Genomic DNA, 15317 nt, shown 5'->3' on the forward strand with positions numbered 1-15317 from the left:
GCCCGGAACGCCAGGGCGGGCGGGCGGCCTCAAGGGGTCAGCAGTGGCCGACGCCGCCGGCCATCAGGGCCTTCATGTGAATGGCCTTCGGATCGGCGGCCACGGCCGCCTCCTCCGCGGCCAGCGCCGCCAGGCTGATGAAACGCGCGAGGTCGTCGAGATCGACCCGGTTCGCGTCGTCCTGAAGGCTGTCGAGGCATGACTTGATCGCCAATGCCACGTCGCGCCGATCACCCCGCATGCTGTCCCCCTTGGACCTTCGTCCAACCCGATCGTGACGCCGGAGCTAACCATTTCGACTGGGTAGCTCATCCCCAACCGGGTATAGCACAGGGGAAAATGGCCTTCACTATTAGATTGTTGGGACAAGGACTGACGAGGGCTTACCCTCAATTGTCCAGCAATAAGAATCTACAACATTCGTCATTAACAAAGGCTTAAGAGGGCGCCCCGCTTCTGCGCCTTTATTACAAGTCATTAACGGTGGGCTGGTTTCTTCGCTTGCGCGGGAACCCGGCGGCGCCCCCTTCCGTTTCGGCTTTAGCGTCCCACCGCTTTCCATCGCCGCGTGCAGGACCGGGCAGTCCGGCACGGGCGGGGAGGCCGGATTATTTCTCCCTTTCCGGGGTTCCGGGGGTGACCAAGACGTTGCAGCCCGAAACGCACCCCCCTATATCTCCGGGCGACAGATCGTGATCTCACCCCAATTCGTTCCACCGAACCCATGGGGATCGCGACGGTGCCGTAAGCGACGGGCCGCCGCGCATCTGCCGAACAACAGAGGCTGAACATGAGCAAAGTCATTGGCATCGACCTCGGCACCACGAACTCGTGCGTCGCCGTTATGGAAGGCTCCTCTGCCAAGGTGATCGAGAACACCGAGGGCGCGCGCACGACCCCCTCGATGGTCGCCTTCGCCCAGAACGGGGAGCGTCTGGTCGGTCAGCCGGCCAAGCGCCAGGCCGTCACGAACCCGGAGAACACCCTCTTCGCGATCAAGCGTCTGATCGGTCGCCGCTACGACGATCCGCTGACGAAGAAGGACAAGGACCTCGTCCCCTACAAGATCATCTCCGGCGACAACGGCGACGCCTGGGTGGAGTCCTTCGACAAGAAGTACAGCCCCTCGCAGATCAGCGCCTTCATCCTGCAGAAGATGAAGGAAACGGCGGAGAATTATCTGGGTGAGCCGGTGACCCAGGCGGTCATCACCGTCCCGGCCTACTTCAACGACAGCCAGCGCCAGGCCACCAAGGACGCCGGCAAGATCGCCGGCCTGGAAGTCCTGCGCATCATCAACGAGCCGACGGCCGCGGCACTCGCCTACGGCATGGACAAGAAGGGCAGCGGCACCATCGCGGTCTACGACCTTGGCGGCGGCACCTTCGACGTGTCGGTCCTGGAGATCGGCGACGGCGTCTTCGAGGTGAAGTCGACCAACGGCGACACCTTCCTGGGCGGCGAGGACTTCGACGCGCGCATCATCGACTATCTCGCCGAGGAGTTCCAGAAGGAGCAGGGCATCGACCTGCGGAAGGACCGTCTGGCCCTGCAGCGCCTGAAGGAAGCCGCGGAGAAGGCGAAGATCGAGCTGTCCTCGTCGATGCAGACCGAGGTCAACCTGCCCTTCATCACAGCCGACCAGAGCGGCCCGAAGCACCTGAACGTCAAGCTGACCCGCGCCAAGCTGGAAGCCATCGTCGACGAGCTGGTGCAGCGCACGATCGGCCCCTGCCAGGCGGCCCTCAAGGACGCGGGCCTGAAGGCGAGCGAGATCGACGAGGTGATCCTGGTCGGCGGCATGACCCGCATGCCCAAGGTCATCGAGACGGTGAAGCAGTTCTTCGGCCGTGAGCCGAGCCGCGGCGTGAACCCGGACGAGGTGGTCGCCATCGGCGCCGCCATCCAGGGCGGCGTGCTGAAGGGCGAGGTGAAGGACGTCCTGCTGCTCGACGTGACCCCGCTGTCGCTGGGCATCGAGACGCTGGGCGGCGTGTTCACCCGCCTGATCGACCGCAACACCACCATCCCGACCAAGAAGAGCCAGACCTTCTCGACCGCCGAGGACAACCAGAACGCGGTGACCATCCGCGTCTTCCAGGGCGAGCGCGAGATGGCGGCGGACAACAAGATGCTCGGCCAGTTCGACCTGATGGGCATCCCGCCGGCGCCGCGCGGCGTGCCGCAGATCGAGGTGACCTTCGACATCGACGCCAACGGCATCGTGAACGTCACGGCGAAGGACAAGGCCACCAACAAGGAGCAGCAGATCCGCATCCAGGCGTCGGGCGGCCTGTCGGACGCCGACATCGAGAAGATGGTGAAGGACGCCGAGGCCCACTCCGCCGAGGACAAGAAGCGGCGCGAGCTGGTGGACGCCCGCAACCAGGCGGACGCGCTGATCCACTCGACCGAGCGGACCATCAAGGACGGCGGCGACAAGATCCCGGCGTCAGAGAAGACCGCGGCCGAGGCGGCCATCGCCGAGTTGAAGGGCGTGCTCGACAGCAACGACCTCGACGCGGTGAAGGCCAAGACCGAAGCGCTGTCCCAGGTCGCCATGAAGCTGGGCGAGGCCATGTACAAGGCCGGCCAGGGCGAGGAGGGTGCCGCCGGGGCCGGTGCGGCCGGTGCCGGCGCGCAGCCGAACGAGCCGGGCGTGGTCGACGCGGACTTCGAGGAAGTCGACGACGACAAGAAGAAGTCGGCGTAAGTCACGCCGCTTTCTTCCGGCCCCCGTGTCCGGCATGCTCCGGCCCGTCGCCCCTTCCGGGCGGCGGGCCGGAGATGTTCGGGCCTCAAGCCGGGCCGGGGGAGACGGGGGTTCAAGGCTGGGTGTGGATTAGGTGAGGCGCGCGGTCCATGGCGAAGCAGGACTATTACGAGCTTCTTGGTGTTCAGAAAGGCGCGAGTGCCGATGAACTCAAGAAAGCCTATCGCAAGATGGCGATGCAGTATCACCCTGACCGCAACCAGGGTGACAAGGAAGCCGAACGCAAGTTCAAGGAAATCAGCGAAGCCTATGAGGTCCTGAAGGACGATCAGAAGCGCGCGGCCTACGACCGCTTCGGTCACGACGCCTTCGAGGGCGGACGCGGCGGCGGTGCGGGCGGCGGCTTCGGCGGCTTCGATTTCGGCGGCGGCGGTGGCGGCGGCTTCGCGGACATCTTCGACGAGATGTTCGGGGAGTTCATGGGCGGGCGCCGTGGCGGCGCCGGCCAGGGCGGGCGCGGGCAGGATCTGCGCTACAACCTGGAGATCGGGCTGGAGGAGGCCTTCAAGGGCTCCCAGGCGACGGTCCGCGTGCCGACCTCGGCGCAGTGCGACGTGTGCAGCGGGTCGGGTGCGGCGGCCGGCACCCAGCCGGTGACCTGCCCGACCTGCCAGGGCCACGGCAAGGTGCGCGCCCAGCAGGGCTTCTTCACGATCGAGCGCACCTGCCCGGGCTGCCACGGCCAGGGCCGCGTCATCAAGGACCCCTGCAAGGCCTGCGGCGGCGCCGGGCGCCAACGCAAGGAGAAGACCCTCCAGGTCAACATCCCCGCCGGCGTCGAGGACGGCACCCGCATCCGGCTGGCCGGCGAGGGCGAGGCGGGGCTGCGCGGGGCGCCTCCGGGCGACCTCTACATCTTCCTGTCGGTGGCGCCGCACCCGCTGTTCCAGCGCGACGGTGCCAACATCCACTGCCGCGTGCCCATCCCGATGACGACGGCGGCGCTGGGCGGCACGGTGGAGGTGCCGATCATCGACGGCACCCGCGCCAAGGTGACGGTGCCCCCCGGCACGCAGAGCGGTCACCAGTTCCGCCTGAAGGGCAAGGGCATGTCCGTGCTGCGCAGCCCGCACCGGGGCGACATGTACGTCGAGTCGGTGGTGGAGACGCCGGTCAACCTCACCAAGCGCCAGCAGGAGCTGCTGCGCGAGTTCGAGACGGCCGGCAAGGACGGCGGGTCCAGCCCGCAGTCGGAAGGCTTCTTCGCCAAGGTGAAGGAGCTGTGGGAAGACCTGAAGGAGTGAGCCGGTCTCCGGTTTGCTCACGGTAAGCGAAAGGGGCCGCGCCTCGTGCGCGGCCCCTTTTTTCATGCCCGGCTTAACCCTGGTTCAAGGCGTCAGGCGGCTTCGGCGAGGAGGAGCCCGTCGATCTGCGCCTTGGCGGCGCCCAGCGCCTTTTCCCGCGCTTCCGGACCCATGGCGACGCCCTCGGCGCGGACGACCGTCACGTCCGTCACGCCGATGAAGCCGAGGAAGGCGCGCAGGTAGGCCTCCTGGTGGTCCATCGCCGTCTCATAGGCGGTGCCGGCGTAGGCGCCGCCGCGCGTGGAGGCGATGATCACCTTGCGGCCGCCAGCCAGCCCTTCCGGACCCTTTTCGGTGTAGCGGAAGGTGCGGCCCGGCTGGGCGATGCGGTCGATCCAGGACTTGAGCTGGCTCGGGATGGAGAAGTTGTACATCGGGGCGCCGATGACCACGACGTCGGCGGCCAGGAACTCGTCCACCAGCCTGTCGGTCAGCGCGAGTTCGCGCTTCTGCCGATCGTTCAGCCCTTCGAGGTTCCGGAACTTCACGACCTGGAGAAGCTGGCCGTCCAGATGGTCCGGCGGGGCGATGGCGAGGTCGCGCTCGACGATTTCGATCGCCGGTTCGGCGCGCGTCCAGGCCTCGACGACGGAGGCGGTGAGTTCGCGGGAGACGGAGTTGGCGCCGAGCGGGCTGGAATCGATGCGCAGGAGCTTCATGGTGGATCTTCCTTCGTTTGAGCGGCGGGTCCGCCCCGCGCTCCGTTGACAGGAAAGGTAGATTCGGAACGCTGCGCCCGTAAGACGGCGTTTTCCGCACAGATCGTCCTATTTTCTGGAACGATGGCCCGTGCTTCAATGGCACGCCGATTGAGCGGCCGGGCGAAACGGTCGCTCGACGGATAGCTGGCGGATGCGATGCAGGACCTGAACGATCTCTATCTCTTCGCCCAGGTGGTGGAGCATGGCGGCTTCGCCGCCGCGGGCCGCGCGCTCGGCGTGCCGAAGTCGAAGCTGAGCCGGCGGGTGGCGGTGCTGGAGGAGCGGCTGGGCGTCCGGCTCATCCAGCGCTCCACCCGCAGCTTCGCGGTCACCGAGCTGGGCCAGGCCTACCACCGCCATTGCCTCGCCGTCGCCGCGGAGGCCGAGGCCGCCCAGGAGGTCATCGACCGCAGCCGGGCCGAGCCGCAGGGGCTGATCCGCGTGAGCTGCCCGGTGTCGCTTGTGGAGGACCGCGTCGGCCCCATCGTCGGCCGCTTCATGGCGGAGCATCCGCGCCTGCGGGTCCATCTGGAATCGACCAACCGGCGGGTGGACGTGATCGAGGAGGGATTCGACGTCGCCATCCGCGTGCGCATGCCGCCGCTGGAGGACACCGACCTCGTCATCCGCCGGCTGGACCTGCACGGGTCCGTCCTGGCCGCCAGCCCGCGCCTGTTCGAGAGCTCGGGAGGGGGGCCGGGAGGGGGGCGGGAGCGTCCCCGCCAACCCGCCGACCTCGCGGGCTTCGACAGCCTGGACATGCCGCAGGCGTCGGGCGTGCATGCCTGGCGCCTGCTGGATCCCGAGGGCCGGCCGCACAGCGTGCCGCACAGCCCCCGGCTGGTCACCGACGACCTGCGGATGGTGCGGCAGGGGCTGCTGTGCGGGGTCGGCATCGCGGTGATGCCGCGCATCCTCATCGCCGGCGACCTCGCGCGCGGCGACCTGGAGGCGCTGCTCCCCGGCTGGACGCTGCCGTCGGGGATCGTCCATGCCGTCTTCCCCTCCCGGCGCGGCCTCCTGCCATCGGTCCGCCTGTTCATCGACCGGCTGGCGGCGGGCTTCGGCGGGGAGGGGGCGGCGGAGCGGGGACGGGAGCGGGAAGGAGCGTGAGCGGGCGCGGCGCCACGGAAAAAAGAAACCGCCCGGAGGCGGGGTGCCTCCGGGCGGTTCATCAGCCGGTTCCGGCCCGGGTGGGCCGGACCCTCATGCTTACTCGTCGCGCTGCCCCAGGAAGCTCAGCAGGAACTGGAACAGGTTGACGAAGTCCAGGTAGAGCGTCAGTGCGCCCATCAGCGCCAGCTTGCCCTGCGCCTCGTGGCCGTAGCCCTCGGCGTATTCTTCCTTGATGCGCTGGGTGTCGTAGGCGGTGAGGCCGGTGAAGATCACCACGCCCAGCGCCGAGATCGCGAAGTGCAGCGCGCTCGACTGGAAGAACAGGTTGGCGAGGCCGGCGATCAGGATGCCGATCACGCCCATCATCAGGAAGGAGCCCATCTTCGACAGGTCGGCCTTCGTGGTGTAGCCGTAGAGGCTCATCGCCAGGAAGGTCGCGGCGGTGACGAAGAAGGTCAGCGCGATCGACGCCCCGGTGAAGACCAGGAAGATCGCGGCCATCGACAGGCCCATGGCGCCGCAGTAGGCCCAGAAGACCATCTGCGCCGAGGCGAAGGACAGCCGGTTGATGCCGAAGGACAGCACCATCACGAAGGCGAGCGGCGCCAGCATGACGACCCACTTCAGCGGCGTGCCAAAGATGGCGGCCATCATGGAGGGGCTGGACGAGACCAGGAAGGCCACGAGGCCGGTCAGGACGAGGCCGGCGCCCATGTAGTTGTAGACGCGCAGCATGTGCTGCCGAAGGCCTTCGTCGAAATACCCCCGATCAAACGCGCGGCCTTCGGTCGCGTAGCGGTTATAGGTCGGGTCAGCCATGGTGAACCTCGAAAGGTGGGTTGTTCCCAGAACGACCACCATATTGGCAAGTCCTAGGCCAAGTTCAAGAGGAACCACGCGGAGTCCGGCTTCATGAAAAAGCCATAATCAGCCAGGGCTTTCATTGCACGCGCGTGAGTGAAAGCAGTGGCCGCGCGGCTCTTTCACTTCAGCGCTGCATGAACTTCCCTGGGCGCGCCGCTCCCTTCGGAAGGCGGCACCCTTTTCCCTCCATGCTCCGCCGGGGAAGACCGAGGCTTCAACCCCCCACTTGACGCACGCGCGGAGGTGGGCGTACAACCGGACCAACGTGGTGATTTGGTCGGCCGGCTTGCGGGCCACGTAAAACAATCCGCTAAAAAGGTCCGAGATGCGTCCGCGCCTCGACCCTTCGGTCGGGGCGTTTTTTGTTTGGCCGGTGGGCCCCGCCGGCTTGTCAGGAGCAAATGGCATGGCGCGCACCGATCATCGCACACCCAACGTCGCGGGGCTGCGGCCCCGGTCCAAGCTGGTCCATGGCGGCATCCAGCGCTCGTCCTTCGACGAGACCTGCGAGGCCCTGTACCAGACCTCCGGCTTCGTCTACGGCTCGGCGGAGGAGGCGGAAGGCGCCTTCGCCAACGACGGGTCGCGGCTCGTCTACTCGCGCTTCGGCAACCCGACCTCGAACATGTTCGAGCAGCGCCTGGCGACCTACGAGGGCGCCGAGTGGGCCTACGCGACGGCGAGCGGCATGGCGGCGGTGCACGCGGCACTCTGGAGCAACCTGCGCACCGGCGACCGCATCGTGGCGCCCCGCGCGCTCTTCATCTCCTGCTACTGGGTGATAAAGGAGCTGTCCGCGCGCTTCGGCGTCGAGGCGGAGTTCGTGGACGGCACCGACCTCGGCGCCTGGGAGGCCGCCCTGTCGCGGCCGGCGAAGATGGTGTTCCTGGAGACGCCGTCGAACCCGGGCCTTGAGGTCGTCGATCTCGCCGCCGTCTGCGAGCTGGCCCACAAGGCCGGGGCCAAGGTGGTGGTGGACAACGCCTTCGCGACCCCGGTCCTGCAGCGCCCCTTCGAGTTCGGCGCGGACGTCGTGGTCTATTCCGCGACCAAGCACATCGACGGGCAGGGCCGCTGCCTGGGCGGCGTGATCCTGACCAAGGAGAAGGCCTACGGCGCCGAGGTCATCCACCCCTACCTGCGCCACACCGGCCCGACCATCAGCCCCTTCAACGCCTGGCTGCTGCTGAAGAGCATGGAGACGCTGGAGCTGCGCGTCGCCGCGCAGAGCGCCTCGGCGCAGAAGGTGGCGGAGTTCCTGGAAGGCCACGCGAAGATCGAGCGCGTGCTCTATCCCGGCCTGGACAGCCACCCGCAGCGCGACCTCATCAGGAAGCAGATGACCGGCGGCGGCAACATGCTGTCGATCTTCGTGAAGGGCGGCAAGGAGCAGGCCTTCCACGTCCTGAACGAACTGCGCATGGTGATGATCTCCAACAATCTCGGCGACTCCAAGTCGCTGAGCACCCACCCGGCGACCACCACCCACTCCAAGCTGACGCCCGAGGAGAAGGAGCTGGCCGGCATCACGCCGAACCTGCTTCGCCTGTCGGTCGGGCTCGAGGATCCGCAGGACATCATCGACGACCTGGAGCGCGGCCTCTCCACCCTGTGACGCTCAACCGCTGACGCGACCGGCCCGCGGGCCGGTTGCGTCAAGTGTCAAGTCCCGCACCGGAAGCCCGGACCTTTCGCAGCCTGCCGCTGTTCGAGGGGTTCGGGCTTTTCGCATTCGGGAGGAAGACGGCATGACGCGCCGAAGGGGTGGAAAACGGGTCACGCCGGCGCGGATGCTGGCGCTCGCGGGCGAACTCGCGCGCACCGGCGTGCAGGGCGGGGAGGTGGGGATCGCCGCGGCGCGGACCATCACCCACCGGACCGCGATGATGGCCGCCGCGGCCGGCGATCCCGTCGCCATGGCCAACCCCGAATTCGTCCGCATGGGGACCGAGAAGCTGGAAGCCGCGGTGGAGGCCGGGCAGGCGATGGCGAAGGGAATGGCCGAGCTGGGCCAAGCCTGGACGGCGCTCGCGGCCGGGCCGCTCCTGCCCGGATCCCCGGCCTTCGGGCGGGTGCCCACGCCCGCGGACTGGCTCGCTTGGCAGAGCCGGGCGGCCGGCGCCATGGCATCGGGCATGATGATGGGGGGCATGGCCGCCGGGCTGCGGCTCGCCGAGGCCTGGTCCGCCGTGGCGAGCGCGGGGCTGGCGCCCGTTCACCGCACGGTCAGCGCCAACGCCCGCCGTCTGGGGCGCGAACGCGGCTGACAATCACTCGACGACCTCATTTTCGTAGACGCCCCAGAAGGCGTCGCGAGGGAGCCAGCCCTTGTAGCCCTGGAGATTGACCTCGCACCACGGACCCTGGCAGCGCTGCAGCCAGCCCATCACCCCCGGTTCCGCACGCGCCACGGCCGGCGCGCCGTCGCGCGCCTCCTTGAGGATGGTGCGCGTCTCCCCGCGGATCATGATGCTGCGCTTGCCCGACAGCATGCTCTGGTGGACCCAGCCCTCGCTGCCCTCCCAGTCGCGGATGCGGCGCCAGGTGTCGAACTCCGCCGTGATCTCGACCGGCATTTCCTTGCGCACGAAGACCCATTCCACGGGGTAGCGGACGCCCGGCCCGCTGCGTGCGTTGACCTCGTTCGAGCGCAGCGTCACGAAGCGGGGCAGGGGCAGGCCGGTGCCATGCACCGGCGACTTGTCCGCCTTGTCCGGCGCCTTGCCGCCGCTCTCCGGTGCCGCGGCCGGTGCGGCGGGGGGTGCCGCCGGTGCCGCGGCGGCCTGTGCCGGCTGGGTGGCGGGGGTGGCCGCGGACGCACCCGACGCGCCGACAGCCGCGCCGGCGAGAGCCAGAGCCAGGGCAAGCGGAAGGCGGAACGTGGACATCCTCTGCACGCGCGAAATCCCTAAAGCAAAAGCCGAATTCAGAACACTATAGTTAGGGGTAAAGCCCGGCGGCAAGGTGCGGCGGCCCCTGTCCCGCCTTCGTCACACCGCTGTTGCAAGCGCGCACCCACGTGGTGTCTGGACAGCCCGTGGACTGCTTGCTATGGCAACAGTGCGCCGCGAAGAGCCGGCCTGGAAGGGATCAACGCAAGATGGCCGAAAAGAAGAAACCGGTGGTCGTCGTGACCCGGAAGCTGCCCGACGTCATCGAGACCCGGATGATGGAGCTGTTCGACACGCGGCTCAACCCCGACGACACGCCGATGCACGAGGCGCAGATCGCCGACGCGCTGAAGACCGCCGAGGTGCTCGTGCCCACCGTGACCGACCGCATCAGCGCCGAGCTGATCCGTGGCGCCGGTCCGCAGCTGCGCATGATCGCCTCCTTCGGAACGGGTGTCGACCACATCGACCTGAAGGCCGCGCGCGAACGCGGCATCTGCGTGACCAACACGCCCGGCGTCCTGACCGAGGACACCGCCGACATGACCATGGCGCTGCTGCTCGCCGTGGCGCGCCGCCTGTCTGAGGGCGAGCGGCTGGTCCGCTCCGGCCAATGGGGAGGCTGGGGGCCGACGACGATGCTGGGCCACCGCATCTCCGGCAAGCGGCTGGGCATCCTCGGCATGGGGCGCATCGGCCAGGCGCTCGCGCGTCGCGCCCGCGCCTTCGGCATGTCGATCCACTATCACAACCGCCGCCGCGTCCATCCGGACGTCGAGAACGAGCTGGAAGCGACCTACTGGGACAGCCTGGACCAGATGCTGGCGCGCATGGACGTGGTTTCGGTCAACTGCCCGCACACGCCGGCCACCTACCATTTGCTGTCCGAGCGCCGCCTGAAGCTGCTGCGCCCGCACTGCTACATCATCAACACCGCGCGCGGCGAGGTGGTGGACGAAACCGCCCTGACCAGGATGCTCGCCAAGGGCGAGATCGCCGGCGCCGGGCTGGACGTGTTCGAGCATGAGCCGGCGGTCAACCCGAAGCTCCTGCGGCTCGACAACGTCGTGCTGCTGCCGCACATGGGCTCGGCCACCATCGAGGGCCGCATCGACATGGGCGAGAAGGTCGTCATCAACATCAAGACCTTCGTCGACAACCACGCCCCGCCCGACCGGGTGATCGAGACGCTGCTGTAAGGGCGGCTTCCGGGCAAGGAAAAGGCGGCGATCCGGATGGGACGCCGCCTTTTTTCGTTCCTGCCCTTCGGCGCAAAGCACCCACTTGTCCGTCACCCCCGCGAAAGCGGGGGTCCAGAACTTAGCCATGTCGTCCCTTTTGAGGAGTTCTGGATCCCCGCTTTCGCGGGGATGACGGGACAGTGCTTGTAACCCAAGGAGGGCTAACTCTTCACTCCCCGCCACCGAGCCGGCGCAGCACGTCGTCGAGCTGGTCGAGCGTCTGGTAGTGGATGGTGATGGTGCCGCGCTTGCCCTGGGGGGTGATGGCGACCTTCAGCCCGATGCGGGCGGAGATCTCCTCCTCCAGGTTGATGAGGTCCACGTCCTTCAGCGCGGGATCGCCGCCGCCTGCGGCACCGGGCTTCTTGGCCTTGGGCGCCGCGCCGCGCATCAGATCCTCGGTCTGGCGGACGTTCAGGCCGCGCTTCACGACCTCGCGGGCGACCGCCGCCGGGTCGGAGGCGGTGAGCAGGGCGCGGGCGTGGCCGGCGGTGAGGTCGCCCTCCTGGACCATCGTCTTGACCGGATCGGGCAGGGCCAGCAGCCGGAGCATGTTGGCGACGTGGCTGCGGCTCTTGCCGAGCGCCTTCGCCAGATCCTCCTGCGTGTGGTCGAACTCGTCCATCAGGCGCCGATAGCCCTCCGCCTCTTCCAGAGGGGTGAGGTCCTGACGCTGGATGTTTTCGATCAGCGCGATTTCCAGCGCTTCACGGTCGGTGAAGTCGCGGATGACGACCGGCACCTCGTGCAGGCCGGCGATCTGCGCGGCGCGCCAGCGCCGCTCGCCCGCGATCAACTCATAGGACGTGGTCGAGTCCGGGTCGCGGCGCACCAGAAGGGGCTGGAGGATGCCCTTGTCGCGGATGGACTCGACGAGGCCCTGGATGGCCTCCTCGTCGAACTGCCGGCGCGGCTGGTACTTGCCGGGATGGATGAACTCGATGGGCACCTGCTTGGACTGGCGCACCTTGTCGAGGGCGGTGTAGTCCTCCGTCTCCTCCCCGAACAGGGCGGAGAGGCCGCGACCGAGGCTGGCGCGCCGCGCGCCGGTCTTGTTGTCTTCCATCAGGCGCTCAGCCTCTTTTCACGGCGCAGCACCTCGCCCGCCAGGTGGATGTAAGCTTGGGAGCCAGGGCAGCGCATGTCGTAGATCAGCACCGGCTTGCCGTGCGACGGCGCCTCCGACACCTTGACATTCCGGGGGATGACGGTGTCGTAGACCTTCTCCCCGAAGAAGCCGCGCACGTCGGCGGCGACCATGTCCGACAGGTTGTTGCGCTTGTCGAACATCGTCAGCACGACGCCATGGATGTCCAGGCCGGGGTTGAAGCTGCGCTTCACCCGCTCGATGGTGCGCACCAGCTGGCTGAGGCCTTCCAGCGCGTAGAACTCGCACTGCAACGGCACCATGACGGCGTGCGACGCCGCGAGCGCGTTCAGCGTCAGCAGGCCCAGTGCCGGCGGGCAGTCGATCAGCACGTAGTCGTATTCCAGGGCGCTCTTGTCCACCGCCTGGCGCAGGCGGTACTCGCGCTTGTCCTCGTTCACCAGTTCCAGCTCCGCACCCGAAAGGTCGGCGGACGAGGTGACGATCGACAGGTTCGGCACGCTGGACGCGACCGAGGCGCGCTCCAGCGGCAGCCCGTCGAACAGCACATCGTAGATGCCGACGCGCCGGTCGGACCGCGGGATCCCGAGCCCGGTCGAGGCGTTGCCCTGCGGGTCGAGGTCGATTACCAGCACGCGCTTGCCGATGGCGGCGAGGGCCGTGGCGAGATTGATGGTGGTGGTTGTCTTGCCGACGCCGCCCTTCTGGTTGGCGATGGCGATCACCCGGGCGGCTGGCGCGCCGTCGGACGGGTCGAGATCCTCCAGGGCTTCGGTCGGGGGGAGAGAGTCGAGTTCGGTCTCAGGCACGGTCGAGGCCCCTCACGCGCAGGATGGTTCCGGTGGAGTCGGTCCGGCTGTCGAAACGTTCAGCCGTGAACCTCCAATGTGGGGTGGAATCGGTCAATTCGTCTTCCACGGTCTGGCCCTTGGGAAACAGCCCATGGCCACGGTCCCCGATGAAGGGATGGGCCCAGGCGAGCAGATCCTTGAGCGGGGCGAGCGCGCGGGCCGAGACCACGTCGGCGGGGAAGGCGGGCACCGCCTCGATCCGCTTGTTGTGGACGGTCACCTTGACGCCGGCCTCCCGCGCGGCTTCACGCAGAAAGGCGGCCTTGCGGCTGTCGCTCTCGATCAGGTGAACCTCCGGCACGCCGAGGATCGCCAGCACCAGGCCGGGGAAGCCGGCGCCGCTGCCAAGATCGACCAGCACGCGCGCGCCTTCCGGCAGCAGCGCGTGGAGCTGGGCGGAGTCCAGGAAGTGGCGGCTCCACAACTCGCGCATGGTGGAAGGGCCGACGAGATTGATCTTCGGCTGCCACTTGCGCAGCAGCGCCTCGTAGGCGCTCAACGCGTCCAGTGTTTCACGTGAAACGCCGGTCGCCGCCTGGAAGGCGGACGCGTCCATCACACCACTCACGCCGCCACCTTGGAGGCCGGGTTGCTGTCGCGGCGGCGCACATGGCGCAGCAGCGCCACAAGGGCGGCCGGCGTCATGCCGGGGATCCGCGCGGCGGCACCGAGCGTCGCCGGACGCGACTGGCGCAGCTTCTGGCGGATCTCCGCCGAGAGGCTGCCGATGGCGTCGGGGTCGAGATCGTCGGGAAGGGCCAGCGCCTCATCCTTGCGGAAGGCGCGGATGTCGGCCTCTTGCCGATCAAGATATCCCGAGTACTTGCCGTCGATCTCCACCTGCTCGGCGACGTCCGCGGGGATCTCGGCCAGCTCCGGCCAGAGGCGGGAGAGGGTGGCGAGGTCGAGGTCGGGATAACGCAGCAGGTCGGCGACCGAGCGTCGCACGCCATCCTGGTTCACATGGACGCCCTGACGCGCCAGCTCGACCGGCGTCGCCTGGAGCGAGCCGACCAGAGCGCGCGCGGCAGCCAGCGCCTCCGCCTTCGCGGTGAAACGCTCGCGCCGCTCCGACCCGACGCAGCCCACGGCGAGGCCGCGCGGCGTCAGCCGCTGGTCCGCGTTGTCGGCCCGCAGCAGCAGACGGTATTCGGCGCGCGAGGTGAACATGCGGTAGGGCTCGTTGGTGCCGCGCCCGATCAGGTCATCGATCAGCACCCCGATGTAGGCGTCGGCGCGGTCCAGCACGAAGCCCTCGTCGGTCCGGTCGGCAGAAGCGCCGGCGCGCAAAGCGGCGTTGATGCCGGCCATGAGGCCCTGCGCCGCCGCTTCCTCGTAGCCCGTGGTTCCGTTGATCTGACCAGCGAGGAAGAGCCCGGGAGCGCGGCGCGTCTCCAGCGTCGGCTTCAGCTCGCGCGGATCGACGAAATCATATTCGATCGCGTAACCGGGACGGACCATCACCGCGCGCTCCAGACCCGGCATGGTCTTCAGGATGCCGAGCTGCACGTCGCGGGGCAGGGAGGTCGAAATGCCATTCGGGTAGACCGTGTCGTCGTCCAGCCCTTCCGGCTCGAGGAAGATCTGGTGACGCTCCTTGTCGGCGAAGCGAACCACCTTGTCCTCGATGGACGGGCAGTAGCGCGGGCCGGTGCCCTGGATCTGCCCGGAATACATCGGCGCCCGGCTCAGGTTGGCACGGATCAGCGCGTGCGCTTCCGGCGTCGTCCAGGTGATGGCGCAATCGACCTGCGGCGTGTCGATGCGGTCGGTCATGTAGGAGAAGGGCGGGGGCGGCAGATCGCCAGGCTGCTTCTCCAGTGCGGCCCAATCGATGGTGCGGCCGTCGAGCCGGGGAGGCGTGCCGGTCTTCAGGCGCCCAAGCGGGAAGCCGAGCCGCGCCAGCGTCTCCGACAGCCCCAGCGCCGGAGCCTCGCCGACGCGGCCGGCGGGGGTGGTCTCCTCGCCAATGTGAATTACGCCGCGCAGGAAGGTGCCGGTGGTGAGCACGACGGCACCCGCCGCGATGCGCTCGCCCGTGCCGGTGACGACACCGCGGACGCGCTGCTCCGCGTCAAGGATCAGGTCCTCGGCACCGCCGGCGGCGATGGTCAGGTTCTCCTGCTCCGCCAGAATTTGCTGCACCGCCTGACGGTACAGCTTACGGTCGGCTTGGGCGCGCGGGCCGCGCACGGCGGGTCCCTTGCTGCGGTTCAGGATACGGAACTGGATGCCGCCCCGGTCGATGGCGCGGGCCATGACGCCGTCCAGCGCGTCAATCTCGCGCACGAGATGCCCCTTCGCCAACCCGCCGATGGCCGGGTTGCAGGACATCTCGCCGATGGTTTCCACCTTGTGGGTCAGGAGAAGCGTGCGCGCGCCGAGCCGCGCCGCAGCCGCCGCAGCCTCGCACCCTGCGTGGCCGCCGCCGACCACTATGACATCGTATTTCTGCATGGCGCGACCAT

Annotated in this window: 14 protein-coding genes and 1 riboswitch; of the genes, 6 read left to right on the top strand and 8 right to left on the bottom strand. The window is 68.3% G+C overall.

What is annotated here, in order from left to right; genetic code table 11:
* Nucleotides 1–37 precede the first annotated feature (37 nt).
* Complete coding sequence (locus JUB11_RS01830) at nt 38–241, bottom strand: hypothetical protein (protein ID WP_207455699.1); 204 nt, start codon at nt 239–241, stop codon at nt 38–40.
* Nucleotides 242–790: 549 nt separating this feature from the next.
* Between JUB11_RS01830 and dnaK the strand changes: the two genes are divergently transcribed.
* Nucleotides 791–2713: a molecular chaperone DnaK gene (gene dnaK / locus JUB11_RS01835; RefSeq protein WP_207455700.1), complete on the top strand. Its 1923-nt coding sequence runs from the start codon at nt 791–793 to the stop codon at nt 2711–2713.
* Between the two features lie 149 nt (nt 2714–2862).
* The gene (dnaJ, locus tag JUB11_RS01840) at nt 2863–4017 is read left to right on the top strand and encodes a molecular chaperone DnaJ (protein WP_207455701.1); all 1155 of its coding nucleotides are present in this window, start codon (nt 2863–2865) and stop codon (nt 4015–4017) included.
* A gap of 92 nt (nt 4018–4109) precedes the next feature.
* Here dnaJ and JUB11_RS01845 read toward each other — a convergent pair whose 3' ends face one another.
* Complete coding sequence (locus JUB11_RS01845) at nt 4110–4736, bottom strand: FMN-dependent NADH-azoreductase (RefSeq protein ID WP_207455702.1); 627 nt, start codon at nt 4734–4736, stop codon at nt 4110–4112.
* 198 nt (nt 4737–4934) lie between these two features.
* Between JUB11_RS01845 and JUB11_RS01850 the strand changes: the two genes are divergently transcribed.
* Entirely contained in the window at nt 4935–5891 is a 957-nt protein-coding gene (locus tag JUB11_RS01850; protein WP_207455703.1) for a LysR substrate-binding domain-containing protein, read from the top strand.
* 99 nt (nt 5892–5990) lie between these two features.
* Here JUB11_RS01850 and JUB11_RS01855 read toward each other — a convergent pair whose 3' ends face one another.
* Nucleotides 5991–6713, bottom strand: coding sequence for a Bax inhibitor-1/YccA family protein (locus JUB11_RS01855; RefSeq protein WP_207455704.1), 723 nt, complete (start codon nt 6711–6713; stop codon nt 5991–5993).
* Nucleotides 6714–7013: 300 nt separating this feature from the next.
* Nucleotides 7014–7093: riboswitch (SAM riboswitch) on the top strand.
* A gap of 71 nt (nt 7094–7164) precedes the next feature.
* Here JUB11_RS01855 and metZ point away from each other — a divergent pair.
* Nucleotides 7165–8373 (top strand): O-succinylhomoserine sulfhydrylase, encoded by a 1209-nt coding sequence (gene metZ, locus JUB11_RS01860; protein WP_207455705.1) that lies wholly within the window; start codon nt 7165–7167, stop codon nt 8371–8373.
* A 133-nt stretch (nt 8374–8506) separates the two neighbouring features.
* Nucleotides 8507–9025: a phasin family protein gene (locus JUB11_RS01865; RefSeq protein ID WP_207455706.1), complete on the top strand. Its 519-nt coding sequence runs from the start codon at nt 8507–8509 to the stop codon at nt 9023–9025.
* Nucleotides 9026–9028: 3 nt separating this feature from the next.
* On the opposite strand, the gene JUB11_RS01870 is transcribed toward JUB11_RS01865, so the two are convergent.
* A complete protein-coding gene (locus JUB11_RS01870; protein ID WP_207455997.1) occupies nt 9029–9646 on the bottom strand; it encodes an SH3 domain-containing protein in 618 nt (205 codons plus the stop codon).
* A 212-nt stretch (nt 9647–9858) separates the two neighbouring features.
* Between JUB11_RS01870 and JUB11_RS01875 the strand changes: the two genes are divergently transcribed.
* The gene (locus JUB11_RS01875; RefSeq protein ID WP_207455707.1) at nt 9859–10848 is read left to right on the top strand and encodes a D-glycerate dehydrogenase; all 990 of its coding nucleotides are present in this window, start codon (nt 9859–9861) and stop codon (nt 10846–10848) included.
* A gap of 211 nt (nt 10849–11059) precedes the next feature.
* On the opposite strand, the gene JUB11_RS01880 is transcribed toward JUB11_RS01875, so the two are convergent.
* From JUB11_RS01880 to mnmG, 4 genes are read right to left on the bottom strand one after another with little or no spacing between them, the layout of a single operon-like run.
* Entirely contained in the window at nt 11060–11956 is an 897-nt protein-coding gene (locus JUB11_RS01880; RefSeq protein WP_207455708.1) for a ParB/RepB/Spo0J family partition protein, read from the bottom strand.
* The gene (locus JUB11_RS01885) at nt 11956–12765 is read right to left on the bottom strand and encodes a ParA family protein (protein ID WP_207455999.1); all 810 of its coding nucleotides are present in this window, start codon (nt 12763–12765) and stop codon (nt 11956–11958) included. The genes JUB11_RS01880 and JUB11_RS01885 overlap by 1 nt, the downstream gene beginning before the upstream one ends.
* A 34-nt stretch (nt 12766–12799) precedes the next feature.
* The gene (gene rsmG / locus JUB11_RS01890; RefSeq protein ID WP_207455709.1) at nt 12800–13405 is read right to left on the bottom strand and encodes a 16S rRNA (guanine(527)-N(7))-methyltransferase RsmG; all 606 of its coding nucleotides are present in this window, start codon (nt 13403–13405) and stop codon (nt 12800–12802) included.
* A gap of 8 nt (nt 13406–13413) precedes the next feature.
* Nucleotides 13414–15306, bottom strand: coding sequence for a tRNA uridine-5-carboxymethylaminomethyl(34) synthesis enzyme MnmG (gene mnmG, locus JUB11_RS01895; RefSeq protein WP_207455711.1), 1893 nt, complete (start codon nt 15304–15306; stop codon nt 13414–13416).
* Nucleotides 15307–15317: the final 11 nt, after the last annotated feature.

This window comes from Azospirillum sp. SYSU D00513 (genome assembly GCF_017356015.1).
GTDB lineage: Bacteria > Pseudomonadota > Alphaproteobacteria > Azospirillales > Azospirillaceae > Azospirillum.